Here is a 24,157-nt window from a genome sequence, read left to right as displayed (position 1 = left end):
CGGGGGCGTGGATCGAAACGCGCGGTACCATGTCTCGGGCTTTAGTCCGCCTTTGTCGCCCCCCACGCGGGGGCGTGGATCGAAACACGTTACCGGATGGGCAGGCGGGGGCACCGGTGGTGTCGCCCCCCACGCGGGGGCGTGGATCGAAACTCCCGGCAACATGCTTGCTGTCGCTGTCGCAGGGTCGCCCCCCACGCGGGGGCGTGGATCGAAACATGCATCGTCTTCGCACTCGACGAGCTTGCCGCCGTCGCCCCCCACGCGGGGGCGTGGATCGAAACGAGCAACCACCAATGCGGGCATTACGGAGGCGATGTCGCCCCCCACGCGGGGGCGTGGATCGAAACGGCAAGAGTGGGATCGCCAGCACATGGAGGCATCGTCGCCCCCCACGCGGGGGCGTGGATCGAAACTTTCCCGAAACTCATGACGAGACCGGCAAGCAGCGTCGCCCCCCACGCGGGGGCGTGGATCGAAACTGGTGCCAGCATCCAAGCGCGACGAGCTGGAAACGTCGCCCCCCACGCGGGGGCGTGGATCGAAACCATCCAGGAGCGCGCTGTCAGCGAAAACCTCGCTGTCGCCCCCCACGCGGGGGCGTGGATCGAAACCTTGGCATCGGCAGCGAAGTCTATTCGGCCGTCGAGTCGCCCCCCACGCGGGGGCGTGGATCGAAACAATGGCTTAACCCCGAAATGTTCCACATATGGAGGGTCGCCCCCCACGCGGGGGCGTGGATCGAAACCAGATACCTGCGGGCGAGGGCAACCCGGCGGGGTGTCGCCCCCCACGCGGGGGCGTGGATCGAAACTGGTGCCCTGGCGACGACCTCGACGAGGCCGAGCGTCGCCCCCCACGCGGGGGCGTGGATCGAAACTGAGCCGCACCCCGCAGGACAACCCGCAGGACGCGTCGCCCCCCACGCGGGGGCGTGGATCGAAACCCGTGGCCGGGGACCGGCGCACCGTGGTGCTGGCGTCGCCCCCCACGCGGGGGCGTGGATCGAAACGCTTTCGAGGCTCAAATTAGCCTATGAACAGGCAGTCGCCCCCCACGCGGGGGCGTGGATCGAAACGATCCGCGTAACCTCCAGGTGCTCCGCAAGCAGTGTCGCCCCCCACGCGGGGGCGTGGATCGAAACGTTTCTGAGGGCGCGGAATTGCACTCCGCTTATGCGTCGCCCCCCACGCGGGGGCGTGGATCGAAACAAAACCTGCACATCGATGCGATAAGTGGTCGGCATGTCGCCCCCCACGCGGGGGCGTGGATCGAAACGCTTATCGACCTGTTGGACGCGGTTATCGACATAACGTCGCCCCCCACGCGGGGGCGTGGATCGAAACAACGAAGATCCGGACCTGAAAGAAATAGGCGGCGGGTCGCCCCCCACGCGGGGGCGTGGATCGAAACGCCTGCGTCGTCGTATTCAGCAAGTGAAATCCACGTCGCCCCCCACGCGGGGGCGTGGATCGAAACGTCGGCACGGTTTACGACTGGCAGGACGTGGCCGAGTCGCCCCCCACGCGGGGGCGTGGATCGAAACCACGTCCTCTAAGGTCTTGTTGTGGGTGCGCACCAGTCGCCCCCCACGCGGGGGCGTGGATCGAAACGCCGATAGCGTTAAAATCCTCCACTCCTACCGCGTCGCCCCCCACGCGGGGGCGTGGATCGAAACATTGTTGAAACCGGTCGTCTCGCGCACGGGCGCGTCGCCCCCCACGCGGGGGCGTGGATCGAAACGATCCGCGTAACCTCCAGGTGCTCCGCAAGCAGGTCGCCCCCCACGCGGGGGCGTGGATCGAAACGGGCGTTATGTGTTATGATAATCCAACAATAACGGGTCGCCCCCCACGCGGGGGCGTGGATCGAAACCACAGCGCCGCCGCCGTGTGTTCCTTGTCGGATAGTCGCCCCCCACGCGGGGGCGTGGATCGAAACATGGCGGTGATCTCAACCATGGCCTGCCCTCAGCGTCGCCCCCCACGCGGGGGCGTGGATCGAAACCTCGGCCGCCCGGCGTTTTTCCTCCGCCTCGTGCGTCGCCCCCCACGCGGGGGCGTGGATCGAAACACGCTTGCGTCAATCCGTTTGATGTGTGGTCTTAGTCGCCCCCCACGCGGGGGCGTGGATCGAAACGCGAGCCGAGCACGTGGGCCGGGCTCGCGGGCGTGTCGCCCCCCACGCGGGGGCGTGGATCGAAACTTGGCGGCCCCACCACCGCCGCCGCCGATCAGCGTCGCCCCCCACGCGGGGGCGTGGATCGAAACGGCTGATCCCCATGGCATGGGATGCGGCCCTGCGTCGCCCCCCACGCGGGGGCGTGGATCGAAACCCGAGGGGCGGGACGTTGGCAAGCAGGTCAAGCTCGTCGCCCCCCACGCGGGGGCGTGGATCGAAACCGCACCATGTCGCTTGTCGTCGTCATGTCGTCCCCGTCGCCCCCCACGCGGGGGCGTGGATCGAAACAACGAAGATCCGGACCTGAAAGAAATAGGCGGCGGGTCGCCCCCCACGCGGGGGCGTGGATCGAAACCCGAGGGGCGGGACGTTGGCAAGCAGGTCAAGCTGTCGCCCCCCACGCGGGGGCGTGGATCGAAACGAGCGACTACCAATGCGGGCATTACGGAGGCGATGTCGCCCCCCACGCGGGGGCGTGGATCGAAACGCGGGGCCTAACCTCTATCCGCAATGGCTGCCTAGTCGCCCCCCACGCGGGGGCGTGGATCGAAACACGAGTTGACTGACGGTCAAGTCACACCGCCGGAAGTCGCCCCCCACGCGGGGGCGTGGATCGAAACAAGGCGCACATCGCGAACGGCGCGCGCGGCAAGGTCGCCCCCCACGCGGGGGCGTGGATCGAAACGCGTCCATGTCTCCGGCGCTTCGGGACTTGGAGAGTCGCCCCCCACGCGGGGGCGTGGATCGAAACATGCAGGCGAACATGTGGTCAGGCTCTCTTGGGCGTCGCCCCCCACGCGGGGGCGTGGATCGAAACACGCCTCCCGCGCCATAACGGCAACCTGAGGGGTGTCGCCCCCCACGCGGGGGCGTGGATCGAAACCGAGGCAGAGCAGCATGCCAATGCACGGCTGTTTGTCGCCCCCCACGCGGGGGCGTGGATCGAAACAGGCAGGCGAACATGTGGTCAGGCTCTCTTGGGCGTCGCCCCCCACGCGGGGGCGTGGATCGAAACGATCAGCGCGGTTCGGCGGCCGGACGCGCCTGCGGTCGCCCCCCACGCGGGGGCGTGGATCGAAACGTCGGGTGAATCTCGATGATGTCGGCGTCGCTATGTCGCCCCCCACGCGGGGGCGTGGATCGAAACCTCTTGCTGCTGCATTTGTGCGGGCCGGAGGCGCGTCGCCCCCCACGCGGGGGCGTGGATCGAAACGTTATGATGGCGGCGACCTTTTTCGGCCCGGATGGTCGCCCCCCACGCGGGGGCGTGGATCGAAACAATCCGTTCGTGTCCGTTTCGCTCTGGAATGCCAGTCGCCCCCCACGCGGGGGCGTGGATCGAAACGCGTCAGAGGGAGTGGCGAGCGCGTCATAGCTATGCCGCCTATAAGCGCCGCGCCATGCAACTTGCTGTTGGCCAGCCGTAGAAGAAGGACAGCAAGCACGCCGCGGGCTTATGCTTTTAAAATGAACGAACAGCGCCTGTAGAAGACGCGGATCTCGGCATGCGCGGACGCGCGCTAGGCACATTGTATTTCCGGCTGACGGCCTCGCATCCCCATCAAAATCAACAGTTGTGCGGTCGCCTCAAACCGGCAGGGACTGAATAGGCTGCCCGGTAACGCTTTCAGCCGATACGTCACGCTTCGCCACGAGGACAACCGCACCCATCAAGAATAGCAGAAATTTCCAGAAAAGTCTTTATGGTTTTATGGATGCGGATGAGCCCTGTTAAAATTGGGGGACTATCCATAGGTGAGAATGATTTCGAATATCGGTTAATCGTTCTTCGCTTATCAGAAATCGAGCAATTCGCTCAGAAACGATTCTTTCTTTTTACTGTTATGAGCTAAAGGGCGAAGGCTTTATGCCAGCGCCCTTTAAAACTCTTAACGGCCCAACCGCGCTTACTGGACCATTTCTATATATCGTTCCCGCACATTGGGGTCGGTTTGCACGGCGGAGGCAATCTGATTATATTGCTCGATGTTCAAGTCTGTTTGTTGGATAACCTGAACCATCTGCTCGTTTGCCTGTTGCCTGAGGGCGGTCATTTCAGTTTGCGAACTGATATCGGCAGCCTGAGCCTGAAACTGAGCCTGTATCTGGCTGACGGCAGCCTGCGCTTTGACAAATTCCTGCAAGTGCGCATCGCTTACATCAACTTGTTGGTGTTGGCCCTGGGGGGGCATTCTGTTTTCCTGCGCGTTAGCAAAAGACACGGCCCCACCCAGGGATAACAGGCCAATTGTGGATGCAGTCACGAGAAGTCCGTTTTTCAGCGAAAGCATGTCGATAGCTCCTTTTCGGTTCATTCATTTGCCTAAGGCACCCCTAGGACAAGGAAGCGGTCAAAAAAGTTCCATTTTTATTTGGAACCTTTCTGAGGCGAGCGCTGTCTTAAGGTAAGATCGGAAAGGGCGAGGGAGTTTTGTTTTTCATGAAGCTGAGCGAGCATGAACGCCGGGAAATCAACTGGATGATTGCGCGGGAAATCCCGGCATTGCGCCGCTATGCGAGAATTTTGATGCGTGGGCGCGGCGATAAGGATGATCTGGTGCAGGATACCTTGGAACGCGTTATCAGGAAAAGCCATAGCTGGCGGCGCGAGGGCAGCATCAGAAGCTGGCTCTATCGCGTACAATATACAGTCTTTTTAAATCGCTACAGCAAGCAGGCCAATTTAAAAGAGGTTGCAGCGGACGACATGAGTGAAAATCCAGCCTTGTCTATAAATGCCTCACAAGATGTAAGGCTGGAATGTCACAGAATGTTCAAAGCATTGGAAAATCTGAAGCCCCGGCATAGCGAGGTTTTGCTGCTGGTTGCCGTGGAAGGCTTTTCTTATGATCAGGCCGCGCAGATCATGAATATTCCGGTCGGCACGGTGCGTTCGCGGTTGACGCGCGCGCGCGCGGACCTGCGCGCCGAGATGAAAAACACGGCGCTCAACCATGAAACCATACAAAAGCCTTCGAAGGAGACTGTGAGGACACCGTCATGACAACCAGCAACGACAAGATACAGCCCTTTGAAGTGATGGACGAGCGTGATGTACACGCTTATGTGGATGGACTTCTGGATGGCCCGCGCGCCAGCAAGGTGGAGGCGTATTTGAAGCGCCATCCGGACAAAGCGGCGGAAGTCGAAGACTATATGGAATATAACAGGCTGCTGCGCCAAGCCTATGAACATGCTGCTGATGAGCCTGTGCCGCAGCGTTTATTGGCTGTCCTCAATCGTCCGGTTAGAAAAATGATGCCGACAATAGGCAAGGTGGCTGCCGTGTTTGCGCTTTGTGCTTTATCCGCCGGGGGCGGCTGGTTGGGAGCCTATCACAGCGGCGATATCGTCTCTTCGGAAGACGGCATGGTGCGTAGCTTCCTGCAACAGGTTGCACTGAACGCCGAGCCATCCTTTGAAGCCATGTCCGTTGAAAAACTGGAAATCAATTCATCGCATCAGACCGATCCCCTCAATTGGCTGACTCAGAAAGTCGCGCTTGAAATGCAGGCGCCTAATCTGACGCAGGCCGGTTACATGCTGCAAGGGCGGCGGCTGGTTACACGCGGACCGCAGGAATTTGTTGAGCTGAAATACACCAACTCATCTGGCGACTCGGTCAATCTCTATATTAAAACCCGCTGGGAAAAAGAAGCCCCGACGATTGAGTTTGCGCAAAAGGAAAGCCAATCCATCGCCTATTGGCAGGAAGGGCCGTTGGTCTATGCGCTGACCGGTTCGCTTGATCGCACCCGCGCTGCAAAAATTGCTGAACTGGTGCGCAATTCCATGACCGATGTACCAGATCATTCACCCCATGTGCAGGATGTGCAGATCATCGCCCCAAAGCTTGCTCAGCCCGTCGTCCCAGTCGCACCACCCACTCCACAAAAGGCGAATACTGTTGATGAATCTTATTGATCGCATGGTTTTTTGCGAGGTCAATAGAACAAGCTGAGGTGATGGCGGCGGGTTGATTTGAGGGAAACCTGCGCGCAGGGCCTATGTCGCACCGCCAAATCAATCCCCCGATTGCAGGGCATCAAGGATCGGGCAATCCGGCACTTCATCGCCGGAACATCTGGCCAGTGCATCCCCAAGGATCTGTTCCATGCGCTGAAGATCGGCAATTTTCGCGCGCACATCCGCTAGATGATGTTCGGTCCGCGCCATCACGTCTGCGCAGGTCTGATCGCCGCCATCAACGAGATCGAGCAGTCCCCGGATTTCCTCGATAGAAAAACCGAGTTCGCGCGCCCGCAAGATGAAGCTGAGGCGGGCGACATGGCGATCCTCATAAACCCGATAGCCCGCAGCCGTGCGCGGCGGATCGGGGAGCATCCCGCTCTTTTCATAATAGCGGATGGTTTCCAGATGACAGCCCGTTTTGCGCGCGAGCTGCGCCCGTAACATGCCCTTTTTATGCTCCATGAAAAAACCTCTTGAGCCTGTAGCTACTACAGAGATTATCAAAAGAGTCTCAGGTTTGAAAGCAAAGGATATAGGCTGTGGCTGTCATATCAAAAACGCAATCAGAACCACAGCAAGCGGAAAATCCGGCTGATAGCCGCGATGAAAAGCGGGAGCAAAAGCGGTCCTTCTGGATCACCACGGGCGCCATGACCGGTGCCGGGATTGCCTCGGCCTGCTGCATTCTGCCGTTGCTGTTTGTTACCCTTGGCATTTCGGGCGCATGGATCGCCAATCTTACCGCCCTCGAACCCGCAAAGCCTTATGTTGCGGCCTTGACACTGGTGCTGATCGGCTTCGGCTTCTGGCATGTCTATCTGAAGCCGAGGCCGCCCTGCGCGGAAGGCTCTTACTGTGCACGGCCACAATCGGCACGTCTTACCAAGACGATGCTGTGGCTTGGCCTGGTTATCGTTATCCTCGCGCTCAGCATCGATTGGTGGGCCCCCCTGTTCTATTGAAAGGATATCTCGTGAAAAAAATCATGCTCGTTGGATTGCTGATCGGGGCCATGGCCGCCGCTGGTCTGGTCATCGGTCTTGACATGTTACCCGGGAATACCTCCGCCAAAATTGCGAAAAATCCCAAAGACCCAACGCCAGCCACCGCATCCGAGATCGAAGCGACGCTGCAGCAGGTCACTTTTGCCGTTGAAAACATGACCTGCGCCCTTTGTCCGGTTACGGTCAAAAAAGCCATGGCAGGGGTGGATGGGGTCAGCGCGGTCGAGGTGGATTTCGAACGCAAAACGGCGCGCGCCAGCTTTGATCCCAAGCGCACAACTTTGGCGCAGATCGCTGCCGCTTCCACTGATGCCGGTTATCCGGCCCATGCGGTGGAATAGCTGCCCCCTTAGGTTCAAAAGGATTTGTGATGCCTGAATGTTGTACCCCATCTTTGCGGACAGGATATGATCTGGCCGTTGTTGGCGCGGGATCGGCGGGCTTTTCTGCTGCGATCACCGCCGCTGAACTGGGCGCAAAGGTGGCGTTGATCGGCCATGGCACGATTGGCGGCACCTGTGTCAATGTCGGCTGTGTGCCCTCTAAAAACCTGATTCGTGCGGCTGAGGCGATCCATGGCGGACGTGCCGCCGCGCGCTTTCCCGGCCTTGTCGGCGCTGTGCAATTCAATGATTGGAGCGCGCTGGCCGCATCAAAGGATGCTTTGGTCGGTGAATTGCGCCAGAAAAAATATGCCGATCTGCTGCCAGCCTATGAAGGCATCAGCTATATTGGGGGCAAGGTTCGGTTTGATGGCGCGACGCTGAGGGTTGGTGATGATCCCTTGTCGGCTGAAAAAATCATCCTATGCACCGGCGCGCGCGCCGCCATTCCCCTCATTCCGGGGTTGGATACTGTGCCCTTCCTCACCAGCACCACCGCGCTGGCGTTGGCGCAGCTACCGAAATCCTTGCTGGTGATGGGCGGCGGGGTGATCGGTATTGAATTGGGCCAGATGTTTGCCCGTATGGGGGTGGCGGTCACGATTTGCTGCCGCAGCCGCCTGCTGCCCCAGCTCGACGAGGAATTGAGCACGGCCCTGCAAACCTATCTGGAAGCCGAAGGCGTGCGCATCGTGAAAGGCATCCGCTATGAGCATATCACAAAAACCAATCAAGGGATTGCCCTCAGCATCAGCGATGAGGGGCAGCGCTTTTCCCTTGAGGCCGAGCAGTTGCTGATCGCTGCCGGACGCCAGCCCAATAGCGATGGTTTGGGGCTGGAAGAACGCGGCATCAGATTGGATCGCACGGGCGGGATTATGGTGGATGAGTATTGCGAGACCAGCGTTTCCGGCATTTATGCCGCTGGTGATGTGACGGGCCGCGATCTTTATGTGTATATGGCCGCTTATGGGGCGAAGCTGGCCGCCCGCAATGCCATGGGCGGTCATCAACACCGCTATGATAATGCCGCCATGCCCGCTGTGGTGTTCAGCGATCCGCAGGTGGCCAGTGTCGGGCTGACCGAACAGGCGGCGCGGGCACAGGGGCTGGATGTGAAAACCTCGCTGCTGCCCCTTGATGCGGTGCCGCGCGCGCTGGCAGCGCGGGATGTGCGGGGAATGATCAAGCTGGTGGCCGATAAAACCACCGATCGCCTGTTGGGCGGACAGATCATGGCGCCTGAAGGGGCGGATTCGATCCAGACTTTGGTTCTGGCGATCAAGCATGGCATGACCACAGCAGAGCTGGGGGCGACGATTTTCCCCTATCTCACCACGGTCGAAGGGTTGAAACTGGCGGCACAGACCTTTGACAAAGATGTGGCCAAGCTGTCCTGCTGCGCGGGATAGGGCCTGTGGCCCCCTTGCCTTATGCAAAGCCCCCGTCATGATGGTCAAAGCCCGATGATCCAAAAGCGCCCCTATCCCAGCCTTGCCGAGGCCACCCGCATCTGGGCACAGATCGGCCTTTTGAGCTTTGGCGGCCCGGCGGGGCAGATTGCCCTGATGCACCGGATTCTGGTCGAAGATCATAAATGGCTGGGCGAAAAGCGGTTTCTCCATGCGCTCAACTATTGCATGCTGCTGCCCGGACCCGAGGCCATGCAGCTTGCGGTTTATATCGGCTGGCTGATGCATCGCACGCCGGGCGGGATCATCGCCGGTGTCTTATTCGTTTTGCCCGGTGTGGTGGCGATCATGGCCTTGAGCTGGATCTATGCCCTTTGGGGCCATGCCGGGCCGGTTGAAGCCTTGTTTTTCGGGCTGAAGGCGGCTGTCCTGGCCATTATTGTGGATGCGGTGATCCGTATCGGATCGCGCGCTTTGAAAAACAGGGCCATGCTGGCCATCGCGGGGGCTTCCTTCATTGCCATTTTTGGCTTTGCCGTCCCCTTTCCGCTGATCATCATCGGTGCGGGGCTGATCGGATTTTTGGGGGCCCGGGCCGGGCTTGGTGCCTTCATGGCTGGCGGTGGACATGGCAAGCCGGGCCAGATCGAAGTGGCGGATCGCGATAGCCTTTTGGGCGAGGAAGCGCCCGCGCACAGCCGGGTGAACCGTGGCTGGGCTTTTCGCATCTCAGCCATTTTTCTTGGCGCCTGGCTCGTTCCCCTGATGGCACTGTTTGGGGTATTTGGCCCGGAGAATATTTTTACCCAGATTGCCGGATTTTTCAGTGTCATGGCGGTGGTCACCTTCGGTGGTGCTTATGCGGTGCTGGCTTATGTGGCACAGGAAGCGGTGCAGAATTTTGGCTGGCTGGCCCCGGGTGAGATGCTCGATGGGCTGGGCATGGCGGAAACCACCCCCGGCCCGCTGATCATGGTCACCCAATTTGTGGGCTTCATGGGGGCCTTTCGCGATGCCGGGGGCCTGCCGCCGCTATTGGCCGCAACACTGGGCGGCCTGCTCACCACATGGATGACCTTCACCCCGTGTTTTTTATGGATTTTTCTGGGCGCGCCCTTTATCGAACGGCTGCGGGGAAATCAAACGGTGACAGCGGCGCTGACGGCGATCACCGCCGCCGTGGTGGGGGTGATCCTCAATCTTGCCTTATGGTTTGGATTGCATGTGATCTTTACTGAATTGCGCCCCTACAATGCCTTTGGTTTAGAACTCGATATTCCCATCATGGCCTCTCTCAATGGCCCGGCTTTGGTGCTGGCGGCCTTGGCCACGCTGGGGGTTTTTTATCTTCGTTTAAAGCCGGTCATCATTCTGGCGGGCTGCGCTGGGATTGGCTTTGTCTTTCATCTCTCCGGGATAGCCGTGATCTGAACCTCCGATATAAGATTGACCCCTATGAGCATGCTTTTTGAAGAATTGGACTATCAACCCACCGCCATCGGGGATCTGAGCCTGCGCCGCCGTCGCGAATTGAGCTTGGGCATCGATGTTTTTGAAATCAAGCTCGGCGATGCCTTTTTGATGTCGAGCCTCTTTACCCAATCCGAGATTGCCCTCGCCCGCTTAGGCATCGCGGCCCTTACAGGGGATAAGCTCGATATTCTGGTGGGGGGCTTGGGGCTTGGCTATACCGCGCAGGCGGTTTTGGAGCATGAACAGGTGGGATCGCTGGTTGTGATCGAAATGCTGGATGCGGTGATCAATTGGCACCGCAGCGGGCTTTTGCCCCTTGGCCCTGTGCTGATGGATGATCCGCGCTGCCAGATCATCGCCGGTGATTTTTTTGCTCTGGCCAAAAGCGAAAAAGGCTTTGATCCGGCTATGCCTGGGCGGCTATTTGATGCGATTCTGGTGGATATCGATCATGCACCCGATGATTTGCTCGATGCCCGCAGCACGAATTTCTATCAAGCCGATGGCCTGCGGGCAGTGGCATCCCATCTGAAGCCGGGCGGGGTGTTTGGCCTATGGTCGAATGATTTGCCCGATGATGCCTTTACCGCGCGGCTCAACACTGTTTTTTCCAAGGCCTGGGCCGAGCCGGTGACATTTCATAATCCACTGCAAGACAAACCCTTTACCCAAACCGTTTATCTCGCGGAATCATAAGGGCCTTAAAACGGCCTTCCGATCCTCAAGGGGCACCCTCGGTGCAAATCATTGCCGAAAGGGCATGAGGGCGCTTATGCTGATGGTCTGATCCTGCTCTTACGTCCTCCGGGTTCCTGATCGTGGAACAGGGGGCCTTCATTTTGAAAGGTTGTTTATGTCTTTATCCTTGCAGGTTTTATATCCTCAGGCTGAGGGAACCCACTTTGATCACGCCTATTACAACAGCACGCATATGGCGATTGTCGCCAGGCAGATCGGCGCCCAGATCGAAAGCACCATGGTGATCAAGGGCCTGGCCGGTGGCCCTGATACGGCACCGCCCTTTCATGCCATTGCCACCATCCGCTTTGCCGATCAGGCCAGCATGGATGAAGCCATGACCAAAATGGGCCCGGCGGTGGCCGATATCCCCAATTTTTATAATGGAACACCATTGACCATGATCGGTGAAATCGTCGGCTGATGAGGCGGCAAAGCCACTCTCCCCAAAAAAACCCCGATGAAGAGGTGAAACCGTGACGTTTGATGCCGGGCCGTGCCTTTTGGCGAAGGCCGATGATCGCGCTTTTGAAGATTGTCTGGCGATCCGGGCGTTGGATCAGGCCGGTTTTGAGCAGTGGCTTCAAACCGCCCCGCCATCGAGCCGGGCATGGGTGGAGCGGCATCAATTCCGGCCCCAGAAAGGCGCGGTGCTGATGCTGCCCGGAGCCACGGATTTCGCGCCGGTCATTCTGGTGGGCTTGGGTGAGGCTGGCAGCCTTCAAGGCCCCGATCCCTGGGGCTGGGCGCTGGTGGCCGAACGCTTACCGCCGGGATGCTATTTCATCGATGGGGATATGCCGCCCCAGGCCCAGATGATGGCCGGGCTTGGCTGGGCTTTAGCCCATTATCGCTATGATCCCTATCTTCAAAATCAGCCGGATCGCCCGCTCAGGCAATTGATCATTCCCGATGCAAAAGCGCGGATCGCGGCCATCCGGGATGCGAAAGCCATCGCCTTGGTGCGTGATCTGATAAACAGCCCCGCCAATGATATGCTGCCGGGCGATCTGGAGCGGGTGGCCCGCGATCTGGCGAAAAGCTGGTCGGCGGATATCGAGGTGATCTGCGGCGAGCAGCTTTTGGCGCAGAATTTCCCCACCATCCATGCGGTTGGCCGGGCATCGAGCGATGCGCCGCGTCTCATCGATATCCGCTGGGGGTCGCCCGATGCGCCCCGCCTCACTTTGGTGGGAAAGGGTGTGTGTTTTGATTCGGGGGGGCTGGATATCAAACCCGCGAGCGGGATGCGCCTGATGAAAAAAGACATGGGTGGTGCTGCGCATGTTCTGGGGCTGGCCCAAAGGATCATCGATGATGATCTGCCCGTGCGCCTGCGGGTGCTGATCCCGGCGGTGGAAAATGCCATCGCGGGCAATGCCTTTCGCCCCGGCGATATTCTGCGCACCCGCAAGGGATTGTCGGTGGAGATTGGCAATACCGATGCCGAAGGGCGGCTGGTTTTATGTGATGCGCTGGCCTGGGCCTGTGAGGAAAAGCCCGATCTTTTGCTCGATTTTGCAACGCTGACCGGGGCGGCGCGGGTGGCTTTGGGGCCGGATCTGCCCGCTTTATTCACCGCCGATCATGCTCTGGCCGAAAGCTATGCCAAAGCCGCGATCCACACGGGTGATCCCTTGTGGCGGCTGCCTTTATGGGATGCATATCTCGAATATCTCGATAGCTCCATCGCCGATATTGCCAATGCGGGCGATAGCCCCTTTGCCGGAGCCATTACGGCGGCGCTTTATCTCTCGCGGTTTATTGAAAAAGGCCAGTGCTGGGCGCATTTCGATGTCTATGCTTGGGCGCAAAAGCCCCGCCCCGGTCGCCCGATGGGGGGGGAAGCGATGGCCCTGCGTGCCAGTTTCGAGGTGATCAAAAACCGCTATACCGCATCCTGACTTGCCTTTTGAGCCAATTTTGTTACGCTATCCTAATGAATATGGGGTGATAGGATCAGATCTTGGCACAACAGAATTTGGCTGATGTTTTGGGGCTTTGGCACCGTGCTTTGGTCAGCAGTGTGCGCCATGATGCGCCGGATCTCACCACCCGGCAGATGGCCATTCTGCTCAGCGTTTATACCACCTCGCCGCCACATACCGTGCGCGGGCTGGCGGCTGAACTGGGGGTTGCAAAACCTGTGATCACCCGGGCGCTGGATAGTTTGAGCGTTCATGGCTATCTGAAAAGAAAGCGCGATGAAAAAGATCGGCGCAGCGTTCTGGTGCAACGCACGGTGAAGGGGGCTGTTTATCTCAGCGAATTTCGCGATTCGGTGGTTCGCGCCGGTGAGCCGCAAAGGCCGCAGGCAGATCACTCCGCACAAACGGCAGCACAGGCTTTGTAATTCTTTTGAAGATGGACCCCCGTATAACCCCGGCCCGCCCCGATCTTGCGGCCTCTGCCTTGAAAGATAAGGTGAAGGCCCTGCGCTATGCAGAAGGGCACACGGCGATCATAATCAAAGGCAGCACGGCCCTGCGCGGCAGCCGAAACAGCCGTGGCAAGCAGATGACCGAGCTTTTATTTGGCGAGCGGTTTACGGTTTATGAAAATCGCGTGGGCTGGATCTGGGGGCAATCTCAACGCGATGGCTATGTGGGCTATGCCACCGCCAAGGCTTTCAATATCGATCTGCCGCCTGAGCCAGCGCCGCCCAGCCATATCATCATCAGCCTGTTTGCCCATCTTTACAGTAAGGCCGATATGAAATCGCCGGTTCTTGGCCTGCTGCCCATGACATCCCTTTTAAGCCTTGATGATCTAAGCGCATGCGGCCGATTTTATCATGTGGTGGAATGTGATGGCTGGATCAGCACCCGGCATGTGGCGCCCCTTGATGGCCCTTATGAAGATGCGGTGCTGGTTGCGGAACGTTTTTACGATGTTCCTTATTTATGGGGGGGCAAAACCGCCAGCGGTATCGATTGCAGCGGTCTTGTTCAGGTCTCGATGGCTCGGGCCGGATTTGATCTGCCGCGCGATAGCGATCTGCAATATCAGGCGATATTGGCCAAAGGCTGGTCCCCGCAAAGCCTTGAAACCGCCCGTCGGGGTGACCTCGCGTTTTTTCCCGGTCATGTAGGGATCATGCTGGATCAGGAAACCCTGCTCCATGCCAATGCCACTTTCATGGCCGTCACCGCCAATCCCATCGAAGATGTGATCGGCTGGGTGGGCAAACATCATGAAGCACCGTTTCGCGGGCTGTTCCGCCCCCCCAAACCCGCCGGATCATAAAAGCCTGATCATAAAAAAAGGGGGGCCCATCTTCGGGCCCCCGCATCTCCATCCACTTGAAAGCTCGGCTTATTCCTGAGCCGCCTGATCTTCTGCGGCTTCTTCATCTGCGGCTTCTTCATCTGCGGACGCTTCTTCTGCGACCGGCAAGGGCTCGGGGTCATCCGCCTGCATACGCAAAAAAGCAATCAGATCAGCGCGTTCCGTTTCCTTGCGGACCCCGGCAAAGGCCATTTTATTCCCCGGAATCGTGCTTTTGGGATCGAGCAGCCAAGCATCAAGGCGCTCATAGGTCCAATCGCCTTCATGATTTTGCAGGGCATCGGAATAGCTAAAGCCATCCACATGCGCAATCGATGCCCCCACCACAGCATAAAGATTGGGGCCGATCTTGTTGGCTCCGCCCTTATCATAGCTGTGACAGGCCGCGCATTTGGCAAAGGCACGCTGGCCCTTATCGACCGATGCATCAGCCAGCAACATGGCAAGGCTGGGGCCTTGTTCTTCCGGTGCGGCGGCATCAGCCGTTTCGGCTTCGGGCAGGGCCACGGCATAGGCCGGGGTTTCCGGGGCTTCAACATGAAACCGCCCTTCGGCCAGCATGGCGCTGCCCTTGACCAGCAAAAGCGAGATCAGGATCCCCGCAAGGATTTTGTTAATCGTCATCGTATCCACGAACTGTGCTCCTATACCCCAGTTTTTTAGCCAAAACATGTTGACCCAAACATGCTGGCTTAAACGTGCCAAACCCGCTCAATTTTGCGGCGCAAAGCTTAAACCGCCTGCCGCAGATCTGACAAGCCGCACCCTCTTTGGGCTGCTTTTATCCTGCGAAACCGCCCGATGCAATGCGACAGAACGTCAATATGACCGATAAACGCAAAAAGCGCCGGATGATCCACCCGGCGCTCCTTTCTGAATCAGGGCATCAAAGCTTAGCGCGCGGCGAAATAGGCATCCACTTCCGGGCCTTTTTCTGCCAAAAGCGCGGCGCATAAAGTGATCCGCTCCACTGTTTGGGCCAGTTCACGCGGGCCGCCTTCAAGGTCTTCAACCTTATTTTGGAAGAAGGCATCCACTTCGTTCGCCCGTTCGGTGGAACAAAAGCCCGCCCCCATATTGACGATGGCCCCTTTGCGCCAAGTGGGGATGCGCGGCAAAAGCACATCCATATTGCTTTGCATCCAGGTCCAGATGGCTTCGCGTTGGGCAGGCTCGCCGCTTTGGGTGAAGGCAATCATGGTGGCTTCATTATCCCGCAGGCGGGGATCGCCGATGATGCCGCGCATCATGTCCGCTACCTTATCATCGGCTGCGGAAGCAAGGGCCGAAAGCGCCCGCTGACGGAAGGTGGCATCCCGCGATGCCAAAGCCCGATCCAGCAGATTTTGCGCAAAAGCCGGGTCTTTATCGGCCACCGCCACGGTGAGAGCGGTGCCCACAAGGCCGGAGTCGATGGCCGCAGGGTCGAGGTCATCGGCTGCCAGATAATTTTCGATACGGCTGACTAAAGCCGCCCGCACCGCATCATCTTCGGCAAGGAGGGCCAAAGCCCCCACAAGGCTGGCGCGGAACAGGCTGCTATCGCCATCCTCACCCGCTTTGGCTTCAAGCCCCAAAGACGCCAGACGCTCGCTATAAAGCTGTTGGATCAGCGCCGCAATTCCAGCTTTCGCCGCGTCAGTTCCCGCAAGACGTTCCTTCATCAGGGCCAGATCCCCCAAAGGCTGGGTTGCGACTTCGCGATCAGACGCCGCAGCCAGAACAGGAAAGGCTTCGACCAGGGTTTCGGTGGTGGCATCACCAGACCGATAGGCCGCCGACAGGGAACTCAAAAGCGCCTGAGCTTCCCGGTCGCTCAACTGATTGAAATTCTCAAACAGTGCCGACCAGCCTTCATCTGAAAGCGCCATACGATAATAGCCAGAGCCCTGATCATTGGGCATCAGCCAGGCCGGGCATTGATCCATGGGCAGATCGACAGTGGCCTGTTCGGTGCTGAGCAAGGTGCAAATGCGGCTGCGTTCGTCCCCTTCGGCCCCAAAAGCCATACACACCGGAACCTGCCATGTGCGATTGCGATCCCCCTCAGAGCCAAGAGGGAAATAGCGCTGCTGCGACAGGGAAACCGTTGGATTGGCGCCATCGGCACAGCTTAATTCCGCCCGCACGATGGGAACGCCGGGCTGAAACAGAAAGCTGCGGAAAGCATCCACCACATCCGGGCGGCCCGATCCATCTGCCAAAGACGACAGAAAATCATTCACATCCGCCACATCATGGGCAAAACGCTGCATATGCAGCCGCACCCCTTCGCGGAAGGCATCTTCGCCCAGCCAGGCTTCAAACATCGCCAATACCCCGCCGCCTTTGCGATAGGTGATCCCATCGAAAGCGGTGGCGATATCATGGTTCGACAGGATCGGCTCCCGGATCTGCCGGGCGGTGCTGAGCGAATCAGCCCCCATCACCCCCAGCGCCCCACGGAAGGTTGCGGTGGCATATCCGCCCCCCGGAAAGGCCATATCAACGGCCTTGTTCCCCATCCATGTGGCAAAAGATTCATTCAGCCAGATATCATCCCACCATTTGGGGGTAACCAGATTGCCAAACCACTGATGCGCCAGTTCATGAGAATGAACCGAGGCATAGCGGCGCTTTTGCGCTTCGGAAACGGTTGTGCCATCCCCCAGCAAAAGCAATTGCTCGCGATAGGTGATCGCCCCCACATTTTCCATGGCACCGGCGGCAAAATCGGGCACCGCGATGATATCAACTTTGGGATAAGGGAAGGGAACATTGAAATAGGATTCCAGCGCATCAACGATAGGCTGGGTATTTTCAAGGGCATAGCCAAGCTGATCCCCCTTGCCCTTTGTGGCCACCCCGCGCAGGGGCAAAGGCCGGTCGCGCACATCATTGGGCGGCAGATCGCCAAAATCAACCACCTCCAAAGGCCCCACGGCAAAAGCGATCAGATAAGTAGGCAGGGGCGGGGTGGTGGCAAAGCTGCGGGTGACCAGCCCATTTTCAGGATCGGTGACAGCGGTTTGCGGGGTGGCGGTGATCACCACATCATCGGCTTTGGCTGTGACCTTGATATCAAAAGGCGTTTTAAACACCGGCTCATCAAAGCTCGGGAAAGCCAGCCGCGCCGAAGTCGCTTCAAATTGCGTAAAGGCATAAGCATCGCCCCCGTCGCTCACCTTATAAAGCCCTTCAAGGGCGCCATTGAACGGGGCATCATAAACAAAATGGAGGGTTGCAGCCCCAACGGGTGGCACCTGATCCAGATCAAGACGCGCAATGCCGGTGGCATCCACCTGTTCATAGCTGGCCTCAATCCGCTGCTCGCCGGTTGTCAGCCACACATCCTCAACCGTCAGATCATTGCCATGCAAAAAAATCACCGATGCGGGCTGATTGATGGTGATATCAATGCCCACACGCCCGGAAAAGCGCTCTTCTTCCGGCAGAATGGTGAGATTGAGGCGATAATGTTCGGGCACCACCGCCATGCCAAGCTGGCCGGCGGGGATCGCATCCGCGACCTTTTCTGCTTTGTTTTCAGGGCCCGATCCGGTTTCGCCCTCATTGCCACAAGCGGCCAGGGCCCCAAGGCCCATAAGCGCCATGGTTGTATAAAATGTGCGCATGATGCGCATGTGCCGTCTCCCGATGCTTATTGGTATTTTGACTGTATCGAACCATAATATCAGTGATTAGCGTTCGTCCAGCCATCTTCTGAGCAAATGATGGGCGATGGCAATGGATTGGGGAAGAACGAGGCTTGGATTCGTTCCCATCAAGGCCGCCGTCACCTCATCACGATGAAACCAGCGGACATCTTCCAGCTCTTCTCGATCCATCACGATCTGATCATCCAGGGCTTCGGCCAAAAATCCCAGCATCAGATTCGAGGGAAAAGGCCAGGGCTGACTGCCCACATACTGCACCCCGCCGATTGTGATGCCTGCTTCTTCATGAACTTCACGGCGGACCGCGGCTTCAAGGCTTTCGCCCGATTCCACAAAGCCCGCCAGCGCCGAATACATGCCCGCCGGAAAGCCGGGCTGTCGCCCCATCAGGCAATGATCGCCGCGCACCGCCAGCATGATCGCCACCGGATCGGTGCGGGGATAATGCTCGGTTTCACAGGCCGCGCACCAGCGCTGATAGCCGCCCCGCCGCGATTCTGTCGGGGCACCGCAGCGGGCGCAGAAACGATGATGGCGGTGCCAGACCAGAATGGCCAGCGCCTGGGCGGCGATCCCGGTGGTCCCCTGATCATGGCGGGGATCGCTTAATTGTAAGGCCAGTGATCGCCCATCGATGAAAAAAGGTGATGGGGATGCCGGGCCCATAGCATCCGGCAGAACCCAGTCATCCGGGGCGCGGATGGCAAAAAGCGGGGTTTGGTCGGGGTCTACGCCCAAAAACACAAGATCAGCCCCGGCTTTGATCAAGGGGGCGATCTGTGCCTGATCAAACAGGCATAAGCGGAGCGGAGGACCGGCATGAACGGCGATTTTCCCGGCCCGTATGGCCAAAAAACGCCCCTTTTGAGACGCGTCCTGCAGCCAGTGTTCGTCACCGCGGCGATTTTCACAGCGATCAAGAGGATTGCCGCAATAGGCGATGCGCAGGTCCGGGCGATAAAGAGATGCGGATTTCATCTGCCTGTGATGCCATAGATCAGTCGCCAGACCAATCGTCCTTTAAAAAAAAGCGCTCGCAAAAAAACAACATTGGTCAATGAACCGAGATGGAACAATCCGACACCTTATTCCTGTGTGACAGTGTGTTGAGGCGATCAAGGCAGAGAGCACCAACACTAAGGAGGGGACCACATCGTGCGCAGCGATAAAGAGCACCTGCTTGATGAATATCTGGTGACGGCCGCCCGCGTAGGCGACCGACGGGCACTGGATCATCTGGTAGCCCGCTTCCATCCTCGGCTTTTGCGCCATGCCTACAGGCTTTTAGAACATGAAGCCATGGCGCAGGATATGGCGCAAGAAGCATGGGAGCAGATTGTGCGTGGTCTGGCACGGTTGGATGATGCCCGCGCATTTCCCGCCTGGGCCTATCGCATCGTCACGCGCCGCTGCGCCCGCGCTATTCGGCAATTGGAAAAGAACCGGACTGGCCAGAAAGCTCTGGCGGCCGAACCGACCCCGCTTGCCGATGCACCGCATGTTGATCAGGAGGCCGACAGCGCGCGCCAAACGAACATAGCCCGCGTTCTGGCGGCTTTGCAGACTTTGCCGGGGCCGCAAAAGGCCGCTTTGGCCCTTTTTTATCTGGACGATCTGAGCGTGGCAGACATTGCCATCGCGCTGGAAATTCCTGTGGGAACGGTGAAGACCCGCCTGATGCACGGGCGCTCGAAAATTCGCGACATCATGAAAGGATATGACGATGAGCAAGCTGGATGAGTTGATCGAAGACGCCCTGAAGCATGAAAACAGGACAGTGTCGGGCCACAGCCGGGAACCGGGATATTTCACGCAGGCCAAGGGGCTGTTTCGCGGCCCGCTCGGCTGGGTGATATGGCTGGTTAATCTGATGCAAATTTTTGCTTTCTTGGGCGGCGTTTATGCCTTTTGGCAGATGCTCATCGCGCCGGAAAGCGTTATGGCCGTGCGCTGGGGTGTGGGGACCATTCTTCTATTCCTGACCACCCTTTCAGGCAAAAGCTTCATGGGCAGCCATATGGAAGCGAATCGCATCCTGCGTGAAGTGAAACGGCTGGAATTGCGGTTGTCCTTAATGGAAACGACAAAAACCGACAGCAAAGCGGAATAAGGCCGCCAGAGAGAGGGGCATCCGCATCAACCATGTGCATCCCCTCTTGCATCATCGGCGCCAAACACGCATATAGCCCGTGGAAGCCGGTGCGGACGAACCATTCGCCAATCCGGTCAGGTCCGGAAGGAAGCAGCCGTAACGAATTCGGTCCGGGTCGTGCCGGTTTCCACCTTGACGATTTTGCCATCCTGCGGGATCTGCACGCAAAGATCGGTGGCCACAGGGGCGCGCTTTGCCATAAGATCGGCCCATCATCAGTCCAGAACAGGGTCGGCCCCATGAGCGATAACCGCGAATCCAATCCTGAGCCTAGCAATGTTCCCTATCGGGTTCTGGCGCGCACATATCGCCCGCAAACCTTTGAAGCCCTGATCGGCCAGGAGGCGATGGTCCGCACATTGGGCAATGCCATTGCCGCCGGTCGGCTGGCCCATGCCTTCATTCTCACCGGGGTGCGCGGCGTGGGCAAAACCACAACCGCACGGCTGATCGCCCGGGCGCTTAATTGCATTGGCCCCGATGGCAATGGCGGCCCCACCACAAGCCCCTGCGGCCAGTGCGATCCCTGCACGGCGATTGCCGCATCGCGCCATGTGGATGTCATCGAAATGGATGCCGCCAGCCGCACCGGCGTTGATGATATTCGTGAAATCATCGATGGCGTGCATTATGCGCCGGTGTCTGCCCGCTATAAAATTTACATCATCGATGAAGTGCATATGCTTTCGAAAAATGCCTTCAATGCCCTTCTCAAAACCCTTGAAGAGCCGCCTGCCCACGTCAAATTCCTGTTTGCCACCACCGAAATCCGCAAGCTTCCGGTCACTGTTTTATCGCGCTGCCAGCGCTTTGATTTAAAGCGGGTGGATGCGCAGGCGATGATTGCCCATCTGAAGGGCATTTGCGAGAAAGAGAGTGCCGAGGCCGATGAAACGGCGCTGGCGATGATCGCCCGGGCTTCCGAAGGATCGGTGCGCGATGCGCTTTCTTTGCTCGATCAGGCGATTGCCCATGGCGGCGGCGCGGTGCGCCTTGATGATGTGCGCGATATGCTGGGGCTGGCGGATCGGGCGCGGGTTCTCGATCTCACCAAAGCGGTGATGGCAGGCGAGTTGCCAGAAGCTCTCACCATCCTGCGCGGGCAATATGATCTGGGGGCCGATCCGGCGGTGGTGCTGGGCGATATGCTCGATCTCATCCATTGGCTGACCCGGCTGAAGGTGATGCCCGAAGCCGGGGAAACAAGCGCCCCCGAAGCCGAGCGCCATCAGGGGGCCGAGATGGCCCAAAGCCTTGCCATGCCGCATCTGACCCGGGCATGGCAGATGCTTTTGAAAGGGCTGGATGAGGTGCGCCGTGCCCCCAGCCCGATTGCGGCGGCGGAAATGGTGCTGATCCGGCTGGCTTATGCCGCTGATCTGCCCAGCCCTGCCGATGTGATCCGGGCGCTGCAAAAAAATGATACCAAAAGCACTGATGCGGCCCCATCATCGGGCCAGACTTCGGCTCCCTCCTCAGCACCTTCCTCTGAAAACCAGCCCCAAAGCGCCCGCATTCTGGCCCTGAGGCCCGATCATCAGGGCGCGGGAACTGCCGCCGGTTCGCCGCCCCAACAGATGCCGCCCCAAAAGATGCAGCCCCGGCATGCCCCACCAAAAGATTTTGCGGCTCTGGTCCGCCTGTTTCATGCTGAAAAGGAAGGGGTGCTGGCAACAACCCTGAAAGATCAGGTGCGGCTGGTGGATTATCGCCCCGGGCGGCTGACGATCAATGTTTCAGACAAGGCCCCGCCCGATCTGGCGCGCCGGGTGCAAAGCTGCCTCCTTGCATGGACCGAAATGGCCTGGCAGGTGGTGATCAGCAATGAAGATGGTGCCCCCAGCTTGCGTGACAACGAACTGGAGCAGCAAAAACGCCAGCACGAAAATGCTTTGGCCGATCCCCTTGTCAGTGCCGTTCTCACGCAGTTTCCCGGGGCGAGGATCGTCGATATCCGGCCCCCCCATCGGATCGAACCATCGCTCGATGAACCGCCGGAGGGGGATGGATTTGATCCGTCCGATGGGCTATTTCCCGATGCGGGTTCATCGGATGATCTTTTGTTTCAAGGCCCGTCATTAAAGGGCAAGGAGAAGAATGCATGAAAAATCTGGGCCAAATGCTCAAGCAGGCACAACAGATGCAGCAGAAAATGGCCGATATGCAGCAGGTGTTAGACAGCATCGAGGTGACTGGCCAAGCGGGTGGCGGCCTGGTGCGGGTGACCTTATCGGCCAAAGGGGATTTGCGCGGCCTTCATATCGATCCGTCGCTGCTCAAGGCCGAAGAGGGCGAAATTCTCGAAGATCTGATCAAGGCGGCGCATCATGATGCCCGGCAAAAAGCACAAGAGCGCAGCCAGGAAGAAATGAAAAAAATCACCGGAGGGCTGACCCTGCCCGAAGGCATCCAACTGCCTTTCTGAACAGCAGATGCCTGATCGCTTCACTCCTCCAGCCGCGCCGGTTGGTATCGATGGCCTGATCGCTTTGCTGGCGAAATTGCCGGGCCTTGGCCCGCGTTCGGCGCGTCGGGCGGTTTTGCAGCTCATCAAAAAGCGCGAAGGGCTGATGCAGCCTTTGGCCCGGGCTTTGGCAGATGTCGCCGAAAGCATCAAAATCTGCGGCCAGTGCGGCAATGTGGATGTTGTCGATCCCTGCGCCATCTGCCGCGATCCCCGCCGGGATGCCGGGCTTTTATGCGTCGTCGAAGATGTTGCTGATCTGTGGGCGCTGGATCGGGCTGGATTGTTTCGGGGCCGTTATCATGTTTTGGGGGGTACCTTATCGGCGCTCGATGGGGTGGGGCCTGATGACCTGTCGATCCCGGCCCTGATCGCCCGGGCCCAAAGTCCCGATCTGCAAGAGGTGATCCTTGCCCTTAATGCCACGGTCGATGGGCAGACCACGGCCCATTATATCACCGATCGGCTGGCCGATTGCGGGGTTGAGGTTACCGCCCTTGCCCATGGCCTGCCGGTGGGGGGCGAGCTTGATTATCTCGATGATGGCACCCTGGCCGCTGCCTTGAAGGCCCGCCGAAAATTCTGAGCGGCTGGCTCAATCTCATTCGATGCTCCGGATCAAGCCCGGGGCCACAAAGAAGAAAAATCAGGGCCAGCGATCACAGATGATCCTGTAGCATGGCCACCAAAGGCAGATCGGCGGCGGGCATGGGATAATCCCCCAAACGCTGGGGCCGCACCCATTTCAGATCCTGCGCCACCAGGGGTCGGGGCAGGCCATCCCAATTGCGGATCAGAAACAAGGGCATCAGCAGATGAAAATCTGCATAGGAATGGGATGAGAAGCTGAAGGGCAACATGCACGATGGGCACACATCGATGCCCAGCTCCTCATAAAGCTCCCGCGCCAGGGCGGCTTCGGGGATTTCTCCCCCCTCGATCTTGCCCCCGGGAAATTCCCACAAACCGGCCATTGCCTTGCCTTCCGGTCTTTGGGCGATGAGCACCCGGCCATCGGCATCGATCAGCGCCCCGGCCACCACCTGAATGATCGGCAGGCGACCGCTGAGATCAATCGGCCGTGGGGGGCAGCTTTTGGATGATGCGGGCGCAGCCGCAGATGACGATCCCATATCAGCCCCTTCTCACGTCTTTGATTTTCATCGAATTGTTCGTTTAACGACATGGCAAGGATTGCTTGTCAGATTAGGCATCATGACACAGCACTTTGCAGATTTGCAGGTTTTTCTGGCCCGCCTCATTCATGACAGGCGCGGCGTCACCATCCTTGAATATGGGCTGATTCTTGCGGTGATGTCTTTGGTGATTCTGGCCGTTGCCTCGCTTTTCGGCAGCGAGGTCATTGATAATTTCAATGCCTTGTCCGGCGCGGTGGAGCAGGCGGACGCCAGAGGGGATGAAACGGCACCCTGA

At 58.9% G+C, this 24,157-nt stretch carries 23 protein-coding genes, 1 other RNA gene and 1 CRISPR repeat array (1 of these 25 only partly in view); of the genes, 18 read left to right on the top strand and 6 right to left on the bottom strand.

Annotated elements, in window-relative coordinates:
* Positions 1 to 3,526: direct repeats of the CRISPR family, unit length 32 nt; unit sequence GTCGCCCCCCACGCGGGGGCGTGGATCGAAAC; it reaches 80 nt to the left of the window's first position.
* Positions 3,527 to 4,088: 562 nt separating this feature from the next.
* A complete protein-coding gene (locus QK300_RS05040) occupies positions 4,089 to 4,472 on the bottom strand; it encodes a DUF4168 domain-containing protein (RefSeq protein WP_281300487.1) in 384 nt (127 codons plus the stop codon).
* Between the two features lie 188 nt (positions 4,473 to 4,660).
* On the opposite strand from QK300_RS05040, the gene QK300_RS05035 reads away from it, so the two are divergent.
* Together QK300_RS05035 and QK300_RS05030 are read left to right on the top strand one after the other, a co-directional pair.
* The gene (locus QK300_RS05035; protein WP_281300488.1) at positions 4,661 to 5,185 is read left to right on the top strand and encodes an RNA polymerase sigma factor; all 525 of its coding nucleotides are present in this window, start codon (positions 4,661 to 4,663) and stop codon (positions 5,183 to 5,185) included.
* On the top strand, positions 5,182 to 6,105 hold the full coding sequence (locus QK300_RS05030; RefSeq protein WP_281300489.1) for a hypothetical protein: 924 nt from the start codon (positions 5,182 to 5,184) through the stop codon (positions 6,103 to 6,105). Before QK300_RS05035 ends, QK300_RS05030 begins: the two co-directional genes overlap by 4 nt.
* Before the next feature lie 99 nt (positions 6,106 to 6,204).
* Here QK300_RS05030 and QK300_RS05025 read toward each other — a convergent pair whose 3' ends face one another.
* Positions 6,205 to 6,615, bottom strand: coding sequence for a helix-turn-helix domain-containing protein (locus tag QK300_RS05025; protein WP_281300490.1), 411 nt, complete (start codon positions 6,613 to 6,615; stop codon positions 6,205 to 6,207).
* A gap of 173 nt (positions 6,616 to 6,788) precedes the next feature.
* Here QK300_RS05025 and QK300_RS05020 point away from each other — a divergent pair, with 173 nt between their 5' ends.
* The 9 genes from QK300_RS05020 to QK300_RS04980 all read left to right on the top strand — a co-directional run bounded on the left by QK300_RS05020 (position 6,789) and on the right by QK300_RS04980 (position 14,409).
* Positions 6,789 to 7,115 carry a mercuric transporter MerT family protein gene (locus QK300_RS05020; protein WP_348651828.1) on the top strand — a complete coding sequence of 109 codons (327 nt, stop codon included), beginning with the start codon at positions 6,789 to 6,791 and terminating at the stop codon, positions 7,113 to 7,115.
* Positions 7,116 to 7,126: 11 nt separating this feature from the next.
* Positions 7,127 to 7,498: a cation transporter gene (locus QK300_RS05015; protein WP_281300492.1), complete on the top strand. Its 372-nt coding sequence runs from the start codon at positions 7,127 to 7,129 to the stop codon at positions 7,496 to 7,498.
* Between the two features lie 29 nt (positions 7,499 to 7,527).
* Positions 7,528 to 8,952: a mercury(II) reductase gene (gene merA / locus QK300_RS05010; RefSeq protein ID WP_281300493.1), complete on the top strand. Its 1,425-nt coding sequence runs from the start codon at positions 7,528 to 7,530 to the stop codon at positions 8,950 to 8,952.
* Between the two features lie 54 nt (positions 8,953 to 9,006).
* Entirely contained in the window at positions 9,007 to 10,383 is a 1,377-nt protein-coding gene (chrA, locus tag QK300_RS05005; protein WP_281300494.1) for a chromate transporter, read from the top strand.
* 24 nt (positions 10,384 to 10,407) lie between these two features.
* Positions 10,408 to 11,121 (top strand): hypothetical protein, encoded by a 714-nt coding sequence (locus QK300_RS05000; RefSeq protein WP_281300495.1) that lies wholly within the window; start codon positions 10,408 to 10,410, stop codon positions 11,119 to 11,121.
* Between the two features lie 157 nt (positions 11,122 to 11,278).
* Positions 11,279 to 11,587 (top strand): EthD family reductase, encoded by a 309-nt coding sequence (locus QK300_RS04995; RefSeq protein ID WP_281300496.1) that lies wholly within the window; start codon positions 11,279 to 11,281, stop codon positions 11,585 to 11,587.
* Positions 11,588 to 11,639: 52 nt separating this feature from the next.
* A complete protein-coding gene (locus tag QK300_RS04990) occupies positions 11,640 to 13,067 on the top strand; it encodes a leucyl aminopeptidase family protein (RefSeq protein ID WP_281300497.1) in 1,428 nt (475 codons plus the stop codon).
* A gap of 62 nt (positions 13,068 to 13,129) precedes the next feature.
* Positions 13,130 to 13,516 carry a MarR family winged helix-turn-helix transcriptional regulator gene (locus QK300_RS04985; protein WP_281300498.1) on the top strand — a complete coding sequence of 129 codons (387 nt, stop codon included), beginning with the start codon at positions 13,130 to 13,132 and terminating at the stop codon, positions 13,514 to 13,516.
* A gap of 11 nt (positions 13,517 to 13,527) precedes the next feature.
* Positions 13,528 to 14,409, top strand: coding sequence for a C40 family peptidase (locus QK300_RS04980; protein ID WP_281300499.1), 882 nt, complete (start codon positions 13,528 to 13,530; stop codon positions 14,407 to 14,409).
* Positions 14,410 to 14,478: 69 nt separating this feature from the next.
* Here QK300_RS04980 and QK300_RS04975 read toward each other — a convergent pair whose 3' ends face one another.
* The 3 genes from QK300_RS04975 to nudC all read right to left on the bottom strand — a co-directional run bounded on the left by QK300_RS04975 (position 14,479) and on the right by nudC (position 19,085).
* Positions 14,479 to 15,075: a cytochrome c family protein gene (locus QK300_RS04975; RefSeq protein WP_281300635.1), complete on the bottom strand. Its 597-nt coding sequence runs from the start codon at positions 15,073 to 15,075 to the stop codon at positions 14,479 to 14,481.
* Positions 15,076 to 15,344: 269 nt separating this feature from the next.
* A complete protein-coding gene (locus tag QK300_RS04970) occupies positions 15,345 to 18,074 on the bottom strand; it encodes a M1 family metallopeptidase (RefSeq protein ID WP_281300500.1) in 2,730 nt (909 codons plus the stop codon).
* A 57-nt stretch (positions 18,075 to 18,131) separates the two neighbouring features.
* On the bottom strand, positions 18,132 to 19,085 hold the full coding sequence (gene nudC, locus QK300_RS04965) for an NAD(+) diphosphatase (RefSeq protein ID WP_281300501.1): 954 nt from the start codon (positions 19,083 to 19,085) through the stop codon (positions 18,132 to 18,134).
* Between the two features lie 177 nt (positions 19,086 to 19,262).
* Between nudC and QK300_RS04960 the strand changes: the two genes are divergently transcribed.
* The 6 genes from QK300_RS04960 to recR all read left to right on the top strand — a co-directional run bounded on the left by QK300_RS04960 (position 19,263) and on the right by recR (position 23,309).
* The gene (locus QK300_RS04960; RefSeq protein ID WP_281300502.1) at positions 19,263 to 19,847 is read left to right on the top strand and encodes an RNA polymerase sigma factor; all 585 of its coding nucleotides are present in this window, start codon (positions 19,263 to 19,265) and stop codon (positions 19,845 to 19,847) included.
* Positions 19,831 to 20,217 carry a DUF6768 family protein gene (locus tag QK300_RS04955; protein WP_281300503.1) on the top strand — a complete coding sequence of 129 codons (387 nt, stop codon included), beginning with the start codon at positions 19,831 to 19,833 and terminating at the stop codon, positions 20,215 to 20,217. The genes QK300_RS04960 and QK300_RS04955 overlap by 17 nt, the downstream gene beginning before the upstream one ends.
* 80 nt (positions 20,218 to 20,297) lie before the next feature.
* Positions 20,298 to 20,392: signal recognition particle sRNA small type (ffs, locus tag QK300_RS04950), an RNA gene on the top strand.
* Positions 20,393 to 20,498: 106 nt separating this feature from the next.
* Positions 20,499 to 22,364 carry a DNA polymerase III subunit gamma/tau gene (locus QK300_RS04945; RefSeq protein ID WP_281300504.1) on the top strand — a complete coding sequence of 622 codons (1,866 nt, stop codon included), beginning with the start codon at positions 20,499 to 20,501 and terminating at the stop codon, positions 22,362 to 22,364.
* Positions 22,361 to 22,684, top strand: a complete 324-nt coding sequence (locus tag QK300_RS04940; RefSeq protein WP_281300505.1) for a YbaB/EbfC family nucleoid-associated protein — start codon at positions 22,361 to 22,363, stop codon at positions 22,682 to 22,684. The genes QK300_RS04945 and QK300_RS04940 overlap by 4 nt, the downstream gene beginning before the upstream one ends.
* A 7-nt stretch (positions 22,685 to 22,691) precedes the next feature.
* On the top strand, positions 22,692 to 23,309 hold the full coding sequence (gene recR, locus QK300_RS04935) for a recombination mediator RecR (protein ID WP_042088106.1): 618 nt from the start codon (positions 22,692 to 22,694) through the stop codon (positions 23,307 to 23,309).
* A gap of 73 nt (positions 23,310 to 23,382) precedes the next feature.
* On the opposite strand, the gene QK300_RS04930 is transcribed toward recR, so the two are convergent.
* Positions 23,383 to 23,781, bottom strand: a complete 399-nt coding sequence (locus QK300_RS04930; protein ID WP_348651827.1) for a (deoxy)nucleoside triphosphate pyrophosphohydrolase — start codon at positions 23,779 to 23,781, stop codon at positions 23,383 to 23,385.
* A 157-nt stretch (positions 23,782 to 23,938) separates the two neighbouring features.
* Between QK300_RS04930 and QK300_RS04925 the strand changes: the two genes are divergently transcribed.
* Positions 23,939 to 24,157 (top strand): Flp family type IVb pilin, encoded by a 219-nt coding sequence (locus tag QK300_RS04925; RefSeq protein WP_281300507.1) that lies wholly within the window; start codon positions 23,939 to 23,941, stop codon positions 24,155 to 24,157.

Source organism: Iodidimonas sp. MBR-22, assembly GCF_029946565.1.
Taxonomy (GTDB): domain Bacteria; phylum Pseudomonadota; class Alphaproteobacteria; order Sphingomonadales; family Rhodothalassiaceae; genus Iodidimonas; species Iodidimonas nitroreducens.
This window is presented reverse-complemented; position numbering and strand designations above follow the sequence as displayed.